Genomic DNA, 13,441 nt, shown 5'->3' with positions numbered 1-13,441 from the left:
GTTACGTCGTCGGCGAGATTCCAAGTTCGGCCATTCGCGTGAGGCAAGCCTCTTCGGCCTGATCGAGCTCGGCGAGGAGGTCTTCGATATCGCGCCGCTTTTGTTCGAGTTCGCTGCGCTTCTCGCTGACCCGGCGCACGATCGCCCGCAACTGCCCCGCTTCACCGGGCGGCGTGCGATACATTCCCATGATTTCGCGAATTTCCGCGATCGAGAAGCCGAGACGCTTGCCGCGCAGGATCATGCGGAGAAGATGGCGGTCCGAATGGCGGAACAAGCGCGTGCGCCCCCGCCGGATCGGCGAGATCAGCCCCTCGTCCTCGTAGAAACGGATCGTCCGCGTCGAGATATCGAACTCGCGGGTGAGTTCCGTAATCGTGTAGTAATCGCGCATCGACACCGTCCGAATGAGCGTTTGGTGTGCCGCGACGAGTTCGGCAAGTCAATCCGTCGGCCGCCGGCGGGACCTTCCCCGCTCGCGCAACCTTCGAAGCTTGGCCCGTTATTCGTTCAAATGCAGGAAAGTCGGGTCGAATTGAGCGATCTCGGCGAGCTGCGTCCAGTCGAGAATGTCGATCCGCCCCCGGTCCCAGACGACGAGCCGGTCGGATCGCAGAATCTGCATCGAACGGTTGACGCTGACGATGCTGAGCCCGAGCACCTGCCCCACCATTTCCTGTGTCATCGGGAATGCGAAACCGTTGCGATCCGTCAGACCCACCGCATCGAAACGGCACCACATCTCGCAGATGAAATGTGCCAACCGTTCCGTCGAGCCGAGCCGCGCATTGCGCACGATGATGGCGCGATAGAGCGCGGCGTCGATCAGCGTCTCGCGCCACAGGATCGCCGTGAGATGGGGAGAGTCCCGCAGCACCCGCAGCATCTGATCATGCGCCACGAACGCGACGCGGCATTGGGAGACGCTTCCGATATAGTGGTCCATCCGCCTCAGATGCAAGCTCTGCAGATCCGGAACGTCGCCGGGAATATGGACGGACTGGATCTGCCGCTCGCCCGAACGGGTGAAGTTCGAGCGGATGACGACACCATCCATCAGAAGGCAGCATTTCGTTTGCCGATCGCCTTCCCGAACGAAATCTGTTCGGGGGGGAATGTCGACGACGTCGAAACGCAAGGACGAAATCAGATGTCGGTCCTGCGCAGTGAGGTTGTCGATCGCCTGTAGGCGGCGGATCAGAATGTCCTGGGCGTCTTCGTCGCGGTCGGAAACAGCGCTCAAACCCGTCACTCCAATGTCAATACCGTACAGATGGGACGGGTTCGGGCATTGTCGAGAGTTCGAGGCGCTTCGAGAAGGTCGTTGCTCGACCGACTTTCTGGTTCAGCCGATCCGATGCCTGATGAACGGCGACAGGACGTCATTGGACTCAGACGACAGCTTATGGGTCTTCAGCGTCTTGCAAGAGACCAAATCGCTGCGACCGGAAAGCGCTTCAAGCTCGCGGTCCGGTGTCCGACACTCGGTCGGCTGTTGTGGCGGATGGGGTGAGATTCGAACTCACGGTACGGTTCCCCGCACGGCGGTTTTCAAGACCGCTGCCTTAAACCACTCGGCCACCCATCCAAGCCTTGGGAGGGCTAGATGCTCTCGGCTTTACCGCCTTGCGCCGTGCGGCGTCAACACGCCACGGGGTGGCGACTGACCCCTCGAACCGGCACCAAGTCGAGAGCGTTGAAACGCTTGCTTCCGCCGATGGCACGGCAAGCTCGCTCCTTGAGCGCAGATCGACGACATTAACCGAAAGCTTTGACACCCTCCTTCTGCCATAGACGGCTAGTCCGGCAACACGTCCAGTTCCCGAACGCCGAAGAAGGGTTTGAAGGCGTAGGTTTCGAGGCGGTCGGACAGCCGCCGCTGGCTTGCTGGGTCACTGACATACTCGGTGGCGAAAATAGCGACGCCATCGGATTGCGCTTTTTTCAGCCGCTTGAGGCTCCAGTCCACGTCGTCCTCGGAATTCGGAACGCCGGGGCCGGATAAGCCGGTCAGGAGGCTTTCCTTGTTGAGCCCGTCGATCAATCGGCGATAGCGGGCCGACAGGAGCAGGTCTTCGGCATTCTGAGGAACGAGGAGGAAATCGGGGTTCCGCTCCGAGGCGATATCGCGGATCGTTGCGACGAGATCGATCATGTCGTTCTGGCCACTTGGCCGCTCCTCGCGCCAGTCGCCATAGGCATCGACGCGGTCGAGGAGAGCTCCGTCGAAGCCAACGGCGAGGATGCGCCGAAGCAGAGAATCGTCGCCTGTCGCCATCAGTGCGCGCCAGCTCGGGTCCCAGTAGCGCGCATGGCGCGAGCCCGGCCAGTTGGGGTTTTCGGGCCCTAGCCAGGCCGGCGGCTCCGCCCGCATGTCGTCCGTGTAGTACCAGCGCTTGATGTCGGCTTCGCCGACCGGGAGATAGCCGAGAACCAGGCGACGCGAGCCGTCCGGCTTGCGCTTCAGGCGCTCCATGTCGGCTGGCGTGATGAAGCGCATCGACCAGTCGTCCAGGCTCGGCTCGAGCGCGATGAGATCGAGATCGGACTCTGCGACCGCGTCGAGATCGATATCCTGATACTGGCAACCCCAACGCCGTGCCGCTCGCAGGAGACGGCGGGCCTCGCTGTCGGGCCGTGGAGTTGCTGCTGCCTGCGCTCGTTCGCCCGGCAGGAGGGCAGCCAACGCTCCGGCAAGGATCAAGCGACGCATCGGATCGGGGCTCGCCTGTCGCTCGCTCATCGCACCGCCGCCTCGCTCGTCCCGACGACCGCGCCGCCGCGCGTCACCCGCACGACATCGCCCGGCATCAGCCGCGTCGTTGGCGTCGCCGCGAGCGTTTCGACACCGTCCGCCGCCGTTCGGATGATCGAGATGTCGAACTCGCCCGAGCCGGACGAACTCGCGGCATCTCCGAGGGAACCGGCGATTTCGGACGCGCTGGAGGCCATCTGGCGCAGGCGAACGATGTCGTTGGTCAGCGTCACCAGCTCCTGCGCGATGGTCCGGTCGAACTCCAGCGAAACACGCGCGCGGGCTGCCTCGGTTTCCGACAATTGCTGCTCGATGCGATGGATCGAGGCCTGCACTTCGCGCCGACGTCGTTCGAGTTCGACGAGCTCGGTGCGCTGCGTAGTGATGACGCTGGCGCGGCTGAGGCGCGGATCGGGCTCGGTCGCCTGGCGTATCCGTGCGCCGCGCTCGGTGATTTCGCGTTCGATTTCACCCAGCGAGCGGTTGAGGACCGTCATCTCCTCGCGCCAAGCCCGCGCACGCTGGCGGAAATTGGCGATCTCGCTTTCGCGCGCCGAAGCGGCCGCGCGACCTGCCGCGACGTCGGCGGCGACCATCTCGCCGGCATTCGTCCGCCCGACGAGGCGCACCAGCTCGTCCGGCACGACAGGGGGCGTTCCATCCCGCACGGATTCCAGCCAGGCGCGCCGCGACAGAAGAAGGGTCAGGCGCGTGCGCGCGTCCTCCGAGCGTTCCGTCTCGCGCCCGGCCTCGACCACCGGAGCGAGGCGATCCTGCAACCGCTCCGGCCCGCCGGCCAGCGCGATGGCCTGGATGGCGACCATCCCGCTGGCATAGGCAAAGGCTCCCGGCGAGCGCACCGGACCAAGCACATAGACAGGCTGGCGCTCCAGGATCGCGACGTGAACGTCGCCCGGCCGGCCCATCGCGTCGAGATAAGCCGACTGGATGTCGGCGCTCACGCTGTCGGCATCGCGCCCTGCCACCTTGATCGCGCCCAAACGCGGCAGACTAATCCGCCCGTCGGCGCCGACCACGTAGTCCGACGTCAGGTCGATGCGCTGGTAGAAGGTGGTGGCCGGCGCAGCTCCGCCCTGCCCGCCTGGCATGTCCATCTGCTCGAAGAACGTCACGCGCAGCTTGTCGCCGATGGTGAAACCCGCTCCGTCGGGCGCCGAGGACGCGCCGGAAGGCGCGGGTTGGGCCAGAGCGCCTGTCGCTGTGCCCAAGCCGCCGGAAAGCGTGAGGACCGATGCGAGAAGCAGAGACGTGATCCGGATCATCGTTCGGTTTCCTGGGACTGAGATGGACGCGTCGTCGCTCGAAGGGCGATGCGGCGTAGGTGGGAAAGAAGGAGGATCGGAATGGCCTGGAGCGGCAAAGGGGGCCGGTTGCGGCTTTGCTCGAGCGCGGCGGAGAAGGTGAGATAGACGAACGCATCCTGCGACCGTTTGAGAAGCCAGATCGCCAGAAGTGCAGAAAGGGCTGTCGCAGCCAGATAGCCGAAGCCATAGGCGTCGCGGCCGATCGCCAGGGTCGCGCCGGTCAGCGCGGCATTGGAAGCGAGGAACGCGAGCTGCGCCAGGAGAAAGCGCCGCTCCTGCCCGAGCAGCAGAAGGAGCGTCGTCGCCGCGAAGAAGATTGTATGGAAGAGCGCCGCCAGAAGGCCCAGCCGCAGGATTCCGAGCTGCTGGTAGAGAAGCCCGGCCGGCTCTACGAACGCAGGCGCGAGCGCCAGGGCAACCGTGCTGAAGGTCGCCTGAACGAGGATCATTCGCACGAGAAGCTGATCGATCTCGCGGCTCATGCCGACCGAAAGCGTCTCGATCCGGGACAGGCTGGCGTGCCCCTCGACCGCGCCGAGGAAGCGGCGTACCGCCTGGAACACGCCGGTGTCCACGGAACCGAGAAAAAGGACGAGGCCGGGCAACATGCTCAGGCGTGCCACGAACATGGCGCTGTCGTAGAAGGGCGCCGTGGGCAATCCGCTGGCGACGGCCAGCCCGGCGGGCCCGAACCAGAGAATCCAGGAGTCCACCCAGATCGCCAGGGTGGCGACGAGGGCGCCGAGCACGACGGCCGAATGGCGTCGCGTCGTCTCCAGGATGCGCCAGAGCGCGGCGCCGATGTTCCGCACGTCGGCGGGAAAGGTCGACAGGACCCGGCCAGTCAACCAGACCGCCGTGAACCAGAGGCCGGCCGCGAAGAGCAGCGCCTGGATGGGTGGCGTAAGGCCTGCGGAGGCGCCGTGGAGCGTTGCACCGACGGCGAGGATCAGACCGAGCACGAAGCCCCGCGTGATGGAGCCGAAGTCGTGTGTGGCGGCGCAAAACGCCGTCGCCGGCCAGATCGCCGCCGTCGCGCCCGATGCGGCGGAGGCTGCGAGAAGCGGCTCGCCGCGCCATCCGAAGCCGAAGCGGAAGAGAAACAGGGCCACAAGAGCCGTTGCGACGATCGAGGCGGCGAGGCTGACGAGATAGGTCGCGCGGATTCGATCGGGCTTGCGCAGGTGAAGATCGTCGGCGGCGAGCCGCAACGCGCCCGCGACAAGGGGCGCCGTCACCACCAGCGACAGGCAGAAGACATAGATGACCAGTGCCTGAAGGTCGTACGCGGCCTGCGTGGAGCGCGGCAGGCGATGCTGGATGATGCTGAGCGCCAGAACCGTAAGCAGCCAAGGACCCGCCGCCACCACCGCGCCATGGCCGGCCGAGGCGACGGGCCGGATCACCCCGCCTTCGCGCGCCAGACGTCTGAGTTCGAAGCCGATCCCCGCCATGGTTCAAGCCGCCTTGGTGGCAGGCGCGCGGTCGTAGAGCGCGCGGTATCGATCGGCGGAAAGGTCCGACGCATAGCTTCGCGCGACGCGTCGGCGCAGGTTCTCACCCATCGTGCGGCGCAGGTCCGCGTCGGCGAGGAGGCGTGAGACCGCTTCGGCGATGGCTTCGGCGTCGAGAATGTCGGTAACGACGCCGCCCGGTCCCTCGAAGGCCGGATCGTTGCCCGCACCTTCGATCATTTCGCGACAGGCCCCGACATTCGTGGTGACGCAGGGTCGGCCAGCGGCGCCGGCTTCGAGAACGGTCAGCGGCTGCGCTTCGCTGAGGCTCGTCAGTACCACGACATGACTGACGGCGAGAAGCTCCCGCACATCCACGCGGCCAAGAAAGGATACGGTTTCCTCCAGCCCCCGCCGCGCCACCATCTCGCGGCACTCGGCTGCATAGGCCGGGTCCTCGTCCACCGGACCGGCGATCACCGCATGGACGTCGGGAATCGTCCGGCGCATCCGATCGGCCGCCTCGATGAAGGTCTTGATGTCCTTGATCGGGACGACGCGACCGATCAGCGCCGCAGTTGGTCGCGCTTGCGACGGCACCGGCCCGATGCTGGAAAAGCGCTCGACCGGTATGCCGTTCGGAATGACCCGGAGACGCTCGGGATCGGCGCCCAGCGCCTTCTGCATCGGCTGATTGTCGCCGAAGAGGGTGGTGATCGCGTCGCAGGCTTCGTAGCAGCAGCGCGCATAGCTCTCGAAAGCCATGATCCAGAGATCGCGCAGGTCGGTGCGCTGATCGCGGATCGACAGGCCCTTGTCGACCGTGTCCACCACCCAGTCGGCCATGAGGATCTCGATCCGCCGCTCGTTCGTGTAGATGCCATGCTCGGTGATGAAGACCCGGCTCGCGCCTTCGATAGCCGCGCGCGCGGCGAGCAAGCCGGCATAGCCTGTCGAGATCGTGTGAACGACGCGCGTGGCCGGCAGAGGCGCCTTGAGAACGGCGAAGAGACCGCCCATCAGCGAGGACCAGGCCCAGAAGAAATCCCGGAACGAGCCGTGCGGCATGAGCTGCAGATAGGAGATGCGGCAGAGCTCGAAGGCATAAGGCCCCTGCTCGAGCGCCCAGAGCGGCACGGGCCGCTTCGGATCGTTCACGAGGGCGACGATCTCGCGAAGGGTCGTGAGGCGTCCTTCTTTCAGGAACGCCACGAGCGCTCCGGCGAGCCGTTCGGCGGACGGCGCAAGGCTTTGGCTCCAGCCGCGTCGCGGCGCCGGATGGTCGCCCATGACGACTTCCTGAAACTGCAGGAGATTGTCCGGGAAGGGATAGCGGGCCGTGCGGTCTCCGACCGGGGCGACCAGCGAGACGGCGCCGAACCGCACCTCCGGCAGGGAGCGGATCAGCCAGTCCACCCAAGTGGACACACCGCCCGCGATATGGGGATAACAGCCCTCCACCACGAGACAGACGTCGAGAGGCTGGCCGAGCGTCCGATCGAAGGGGGAAACGCCGGTCATCGCACCGCCTCTCGGGTCGGCACGGTCCTGGCGGCGGTCTCCCGCATGCGCGCCACGGCGGCGGCCGCCGAGGCACGAACGGCGACGTCGGGGCTGCGAAGCGCGGTCGTCATCAGGTCGAGCGAGCCTTGCTCGTCATGCTGCACCAGCAATCCCAGAACCGCCTGCCGTTCGGACACGGTCCCATGCGCGAGAATTCTGCTGAAATTGTCGGCGCCGACGCGCGATGGTCGGTAGGCGCGCCCTTCCAGAATATCGGCCTGCATGATTTCGGAGGCGTTGCGCTCCGCTTCGCCCGACAGGCGGCGATACCAGTCCTCCAGTTCGGGATGGCCCGCGGCCGAACTCCGGTCTGCGAGCGCGACAACGAGGGCGCCTGCCGCTCCGAACGGCCCCATCACCGCCAGCCCGCAACCGAGCAGCACGGCATGGGTCTGGTCCGCCAGAAGACGGCTCGTCGCCGAACCCACGGCTACCGCGAGCACGAGATGCAGAAGAACGAGGACGATCGTCCGAATGTAGTCGAAGTAAGTCGCCCAGATCAGGAGCGTGTCCAGCGAGGCCGCCAGGAGCGTCGCGACCGAAAGCAGGCCGAAACGCTTCACCCAGCCAAGCTTCTCCCGCGGAGCGACAGCCCCTACCGAGGCGGTCATTGTGCCCCCTCCGACATGGGATGATCGTTATGGAGTGTCGGATCGGCGGGTTTGGAGGCGGCCAGGGCGACGTCGCGTTCCAAGCGACCGATCTGCGAGCGCAGCGTCGTGGCGTAGGCCGCGATGGTCTCGCTGCGAGCCTCCGCCTCCGCCGCCCTCGCTTCCAGCTCCAACCGTTGCGCGGCTTCGCGGTCGCAATGCAGGCCGAGTGCGAGAGCGGCCAGAAGCCACAGAACGGGATCCTTCCAGAACTGCATCCATTGCAGGAAATGGTCGGCCATCGCCGGCGAGAGCGCCGGGGCCGTCCACGCCAGGAGAAGCGTGGCCGTGGCGGCGGTCGTCAGACCCGCCATCAGGCCGTAGAGAGCGGCCATGGCGATGACGGGCGCCCAGAACGGATGAGGAGCGACGTCCAGCAGCGCGAAGCTCGGCCGCATCGCCTGATCGAGAACCAGCAGGAGAGCGAAGAGGATCGCCATTTCGACGATCCAGGCGCTTTGAGCCTTCCGGCTGCGGCGGAGCGCGAAGACGTTCGCGGTCCGCGCGGCCTTCGCCGGTTCGGGGGACGGACGTTCCGCTCTCATGCGCCGGGCCTTGCATGGGACGGCCGAGCGACCACGGCCCAGGCGGGATCGAAGCGATGGTTGCGGCGGGCGACGCCCTGCATCTCGGCCAGCATCGCGGGCGACAGGGCATCGGCACGCCATGCGGTCCGCAAGATGTCGAGCGTCTCGCCGGCCCCGAGAAGTTCCTCGGCCATGGCTGTCCACAGGCGGGCGCCCGCCTCGTCGAGTTCGCCCAGGCTCGCGCTGCGCAGGAAGTAGCGTGCCGCCATGACGTTTCGCTCGGCCTGAGACAGCGCGGCGCCGAACAGGGGTTCCCGGGCCAGGACCTCCCCGGTCAGGAGCGGGCGCAGGGACGCGATCGAAGCGTAGCCCGCGCGATCGAAAAGCGTCGCCGCGAGCCTTGCGCCTTGAGTCCGGAGCGCGGGATCGTCCGAGCGCAGCTTCCCGCTCGTCCGCGCCAAGACCCGTCCGACCGAGCCGGTGGACAGAGCCAGATCGACATAGAGCGTCGTCGCACGCCCTAGCAGACGCTGGTTGCCGCCGGCCATCCAACGATCGATCAAGTCTTCCGCGAGATCGAAATGACCGCGCGTTCCGAGCGACCAGGCAAGCGACGCTCGATCGGTCACCTGCCGCCCGTCCCGCAAGGCGAGAGCGAGCGCCGCATCCCCGGCTCCGGCTGTCGCGAGGTTGAGGACGTAGAGCGCCTGCTCGTCCGCCAGCATGCCCGTCTTGAGCCAGCCTTCGGCGCGCCGACCGGCTTCGGCCGGAGCGCCCGCGCGCATCAGGATCTCGAAGGCGAGCGGCCGCTGCTCGGCCCCTGTCGCGCCCGGCTCGTCGTCGAGCATGCGAACGAGAGCGGCCGCGCCCGGCAAGTCGCCGATACGGACCCGCAAACCGGCTGTTCGCCAGCGCATGGGCACGGACAGCTTGCCCGGATCGGTGGCGAGCAGAAGGTCCTGCTCTTCCGCGAAGCGCCCGTGAAGGCGGTAGAGGCTCGCAAGTTGATCGATGGCGTTCGGAGCGCCGGTGCGATCGATCAGTCTGGCGAGAACGGCCATGTGGCCTTCGACGTCGCCCTGTTCCTCCAGAAATTCCGCGGCGCGCCAGAGCATCGACGAGTCGTTCGGCTTCTGATCGAGATAGGCGAAGATCGCTCGCCGTGCCGTTTCCGGGTCGCCTTCGAGGCTGTTGATGTGAAAGAGGCGGGCGAGCGTTCTCGGATCGTGCTTTCCCGAACGGATCGCCCGGTCACCCTCGCGAAGCGCCGCGCTGAACTGGCCGTCGCGCGCCAGCATGGCGAGACGCTCGGATGTGCTGGGAATCAGAAATCCGGCCGCCACCGCGGCAGCGATCCCGAGGCCGAGGGTCAGACGAAGCGGCGTCATCGATGACGCTCCGCATGGCGCGACGTCGCGCAGGCGATCGAGACGTCGATGGGTCTCGGCGTTCCTGCCGGCAGGGAGAAGGAGACCGGCTGCGCGGGTTTGGGAGCGATTTCGATCTCCGCGATCAGCGTCTTGCCGTCGCGCGCCGTCACGATCATGGGCTCCGCGGGCAGGTTTTCGAATGTGAAATCGCCCGGGCCGAAACCTTCCGCGCGGAAGGTAACACGGCCGGGCTCGCGTTTGAGAGTTTCCACCAGCCAACGGCTGTCGACCATCGACGCATGGAGGGCGTCCGTCGCCTCCACCGGATCGCGGCGCGGTTCGAGTGCGACGACGGCATCTGCCACGCTGGGATCGAGCGAGACGTAGAGCGAGCCTTGGCTCCTCGTCGAACCGAGGACCCCCATGCTCGCCGCCATGTCCACCTGACGCTCATCGGCTCGGTCGAAGCGCACCGTGTCCAAACCGTCGCGCTTCGACACGGTCCATCGCTCCAGAGAAAGCTGCGTGATCTCGGTCGAGAAGAAACCGTCCGCCGCCGCAGCGTAGCGGGATGCGCGGATTGGCGTGAGACGCGCTGTGCGTGCCCAGTCGAGATGGTAGCGCACGGCGTCGAGCGCGGCCGGGCGCTCGGCGGAATAGCTGTGGTAGTAGACGTTGACGCCTTTGAGCCTGCGCGGCGCACCGGTGCGATCGAAGGTTTCGCGCACATTGCGGAAGCCGTAGAAATGGTTCGTCCACAGCTCGGTGTAGTTGTTCTCGTTGCTGTTGACCGAATAGATCTGCCGCTCGCGGCCGACCGTGCGCGACAGCGGCGCCACATAGCCGATCGAAGGGCGGTGCGTGTCGAAACGCACGTCGCCACCATTCATGTTGCGCACGCCCGCTTCACGTGTGGCGCGTATGGCGGTCTCGGTCGGATGCGTATCGCCGCTCCAAAGATAGAGCGCAGCCTTCTTGCCCGCGGGCGCCAGACCTTCGGCAAGCTTCAACGCACCGCCGATCTCCGTCTCGAAGCTGAAGGGATCGCGCAGATAGGCGCGCGGCAGGTCGTTGGAACCGGCGACGAAACGGTTGTGTGTCGAAGCGCCCGATGGCGTCAGCTTCAGGGCGGAGGTCAGGGTCTCGACCAAGCCGTTTGCGCGGGGCGACACTTCCTCGATCAGTTTCAGCTCACGTTCGCGATCGTAAGGATCGAAGAACTCCCAGAAAAAGGGATGCGTCATCGTGTGGCTCGCCACTTCCACCTGCGGCAGCGCGTAGATCGCCTTGGCGACCTTCGCCGCCGCCTCACCGCCGCCCATCTCGGGATCGATGTCGCCGCCCACGATTCCGACGCTCACCGGCAGATCGGGATAGGGTCGGATCAGGCGCTCCAGCATGACCTCGCTGGAGGGCTGAGGCTTCGACATGTCGATCGAAGCGTAGGACAGATTGTTCCAGGCATCGCCATCGACATGGCTGAAATAGATGCGACGACCGGAGAGGGTCGTCGTATCGGGCACCGGAAAATCCGGTCCGCCAAGCGCGCGCTGGAGGAACTCGAACGGATCGATGATCCAGCGCTTGAGATTGAGCGCCTCGTCGAAGGATTGCGCGAAGCCGCCCGCGACATAGCCGCCGCCCGGCCCCGTCGCCACGACAATGCTGCGCAAGGCTCCGCCGGGACGATCCGTCTCGTATTCCAGCGCGACATTGGCGCCCTCACCCGCCCGCACCACAACGGGGTGTCCCGGCGGGAGGGGGTCGACCTGGCTTTCGAAGCCGATGAGGCTTCGATCCAACGTGACGACGTTGGCTGCGATGAAGTTCGGGACGTAGTCCGACACGATACGCAGGCCGAGCCGCTCGAACACGCGGTTCGCGCGCAGGATATTGGCTTCCGTCAGGTTCGCGCCGATCTGTCCCATCGAGATGAAACGAGGCACGATGTCGGCTGATTGTTCCAGCCATGTCAGAAAGGCGCGGGGATCGCCGACCTCGTAGGTGAACATGGTGACGACAGCCACCGCGCGCTCGGCGAGTTCCCTCGGCGGCGGGCCCTGACGCAGATCGTGGTAGCGCAGGATATAGCCGAGATGGTTGAGCGGCATCTCCACGTTCGTGTGGAGCATCGTGTCGGTGGGCGTCTCTTCGAAAGCGCTGTCGTAGAGACCCAGGACTTCGCGTTTGACGGAATCGCCCTTTGGCCCGGCAGCGAAGGCTGCCATGGGGACGAGCAGGAAAACAGCCATGGCCAGCGCGAAAAGGCGCATGGTTCGCGATCTCTCAAGAGCAGTTTGCTGAACAAACTCTTAATGGATCAATCGGTCCCCGCAAAGAGGGCGAGCATCAAATCGAATTGCTTAAACTTCTCAGTTTGATACCCAGTTTCGACCAATATCCGGAAGCCCGCGCGCCTCAGTCGAAAAGGAGTGCCATCATGAAACGGTGCCCGTGGGACATGTCTATGTTCGGAGCCTGTCGGCGCAGCGCCTGAAATTGGATCCGCCGCTACGTCACCTCGGTAGAGAGGACATCGCGCCCTAAGGACGTGTCGTTTCCGGCGTGGGCGGTTGCGGCGTCGCGGGCTCGGGTATGAGCGTCGGCACGGCGGTTTCCGCTGGTGGCGGGACGGGCTTGGCCACCGGCTGGCGCGTCAGGATCGGCGTCGGGCCGGTGCCGACGAGCGACGCTGTCGCGGCGACGGCGATGAAGAAGGCCGTGTAAGCGCATGCCATTAGCGTGCAGGTGGTCTGGCTGCTTCGATCCACCCAGCCCTTGAGACGCCGGTACAGCGCGAGATCCAAGAGGCCGTATGGCACGGCGACGGCGAGCGGAACGAGGACGGCGAGCGTCCACAGGCCCCAGCTCGGCAGCGGGGGATGCTTCAGGTAGATCGCGACAACGAGCGGTGCATGGCAGAGATAAAGGGCGTAGCTCCAATCGCCGTATCGGTCCGCCAGGCGCGAGACGAGGCCGGGGCGCCCATCCTGGCGAGGACGGTGCGAGGCGACGAGCCCGACCAGGAGCACCGCCGCGAAGGAGGCCAGCCAGCGATCGTAGCCGAACGGGAAAATGCTGAGGAGCAGGATGAAGCCAACCGCCAGGGTCGCGGCGGCGGGCTGAAAGAGGCCGCGGTCCCGCAGATGCGGAATAAGAAGGCCGAGCGCGAAGGCCGAGTTGACCGCCATCAGCGGCAGGAACTCGATCTTCGGCGTGAGGGTCGGTTGCAGGCTGCTGAAAAGCACCGTTCCGATGGCGATCACGACCAGCCACAAACCGGCGATCCACGGAAGCTTATGACGCAACCCGGCCAGACTGCACAGAAACAGGAACACGTAGAAGGTCGTCTCGAACAGGAGCGTCCATTCCACGCCGAGATAGTAGATGCGCCCCTCGCCCACCGGCACGAGCGTAACTGCCCACAGGTCCACCTCGCCGAGCCGCCGCCGTACCAGGAGCAGCGACAGGAGCACCACGAAGAAGATCGGGTAGATGCGCACGACCCGGTGCAGGAGGAAACGCCAGGGATCGGCTTTGGGCAGGATCTCGGCCATGAGATAGCCGGAGGTCGCGAAGAAGATCGCAACCCCGATCAGCCCGAACCGCCCGTCGAAGACGCGCAGGAAAGACGCGTCCCCGACGACTTGGCCGAGATAGACGCTCGCATGGTAGAGAAGCACGAAGAGCGCGGCGAGCGCGCGCATCCATTGCAGATTCCGGTTCCGAACGCGCGGATCCTGATAGGCGGGAAGCGCTTCCGCGCGCGCCGTGTCGGTCGGAATGGAGGGCACGAA

11 protein-coding genes and 1 tRNA gene are annotated in these 13,441 nt (G+C 65.9%); all 12 read right to left on the bottom strand.

All coding sequences use genetic code 11. The features are described from left to right. Position 1: 1 nt before the first annotated feature. On the bottom strand, positions 2–394 hold the full coding sequence (locus B146_RS0104195) for a MerR family transcriptional regulator (protein WP_019995164.1): 393 nt from the start codon (positions 392–394) through the stop codon (positions 2–4). A gap of 108 nt (positions 395–502) precedes the next feature. Further along, entirely contained in the window at positions 503–1,057 is a 555-nt protein-coding gene (locus tag B146_RS0104190; protein ID WP_155897360.1) for a Crp/Fnr family transcriptional regulator, read from the bottom strand. Between the two features lie 441 nt (positions 1,058–1,498). Continuing rightward, positions 1,499–1,588 (bottom strand) — tRNA-Ser (locus B146_RS0104185). A 210-nt stretch (positions 1,589–1,798) separates the two neighbouring features. Beyond that, positions 1,799–2,743 (bottom strand): endo alpha-1,4 polygalactosaminidase, encoded by a 945-nt coding sequence (locus B146_RS0104180; protein ID WP_019995162.1) that lies wholly within the window; start codon positions 2,741–2,743, stop codon positions 1,799–1,801. After that, positions 2,740–4,038: a polysaccharide biosynthesis/export family protein gene (locus tag B146_RS0104175; RefSeq protein ID WP_019995161.1), complete on the bottom strand. Its 1,299-nt coding sequence runs from the start codon at positions 4,036–4,038 to the stop codon at positions 2,740–2,742. The genes B146_RS0104180 and B146_RS0104175 overlap by 4 nt, the downstream gene beginning before the upstream one ends. Next, the gene (pelG, locus tag B146_RS0104170) at positions 4,035–5,534 is read right to left on the bottom strand and encodes an exopolysaccharide Pel transporter PelG (protein ID WP_019995160.1); all 1,500 of its coding nucleotides are present in this window, start codon (positions 5,532–5,534) and stop codon (positions 4,035–4,037) included. Before pelG ends, B146_RS0104175 begins: the two co-directional genes overlap by 4 nt. 3 nt (positions 5,535–5,537) lie before the next feature. Next, positions 5,538–7,055 carry a GT4 family glycosyltransferase PelF gene (gene pelF, locus B146_RS25020; RefSeq protein WP_019995159.1) on the bottom strand — a complete coding sequence of 506 codons (1,518 nt, stop codon included), beginning with the start codon at positions 7,053–7,055 and terminating at the stop codon, positions 5,538–5,540. Further along, complete coding sequence (locus B146_RS0104160; RefSeq protein ID WP_019995158.1) at positions 7,052–7,660, bottom strand: hypothetical protein; 609 nt, start codon at positions 7,658–7,660, stop codon at positions 7,052–7,054. Before B146_RS0104160 ends, pelF begins: the two co-directional genes overlap by 4 nt. Positions 7,661–7,704: 44 nt before the next feature. Then, the gene (locus B146_RS0104155) at positions 7,705–8,292 is read right to left on the bottom strand and encodes a hypothetical protein (protein ID WP_019995157.1); all 588 of its coding nucleotides are present in this window, start codon (positions 8,290–8,292) and stop codon (positions 7,705–7,707) included. Then, positions 8,289–9,662: a tetratricopeptide repeat protein gene (locus B146_RS0104150; protein ID WP_019995156.1), complete on the bottom strand. Its 1,374-nt coding sequence runs from the start codon at positions 9,660–9,662 to the stop codon at positions 8,289–8,291. The genes B146_RS0104155 and B146_RS0104150 overlap by 4 nt, the downstream gene beginning before the upstream one ends. Next, positions 9,659–11,917 (bottom strand): polysaccharide deacetylase family protein, encoded by a 2,259-nt coding sequence (locus tag B146_RS0104145; RefSeq protein WP_019995155.1) that lies wholly within the window; start codon positions 11,915–11,917, stop codon positions 9,659–9,661. The genes B146_RS0104150 and B146_RS0104145 overlap by 4 nt, the downstream gene beginning before the upstream one ends. Positions 11,918–12,187: 270 nt before the next feature. After that, complete coding sequence (locus tag B146_RS25015) at positions 12,188–13,438, bottom strand: acyltransferase family protein (RefSeq protein WP_019995154.1); 1,251 nt, start codon at positions 13,436–13,438, stop codon at positions 12,188–12,190. Positions 13,439–13,441 lie beyond the last annotated feature (3 nt).

This window comes from Aureimonas ureilytica DSM 18598 = NBRC 106430 (assembly GCF_000382705.1).
GTDB classification, from domain to species: Bacteria; Pseudomonadota; Alphaproteobacteria; order Rhizobiales; family Rhizobiaceae; genus Aureimonas; species Aureimonas ureilytica.
The sequence above is the reverse complement of the archived record's forward strand: the minus strand, read 5'-3'. Positions and strand labels throughout refer to the sequence as shown.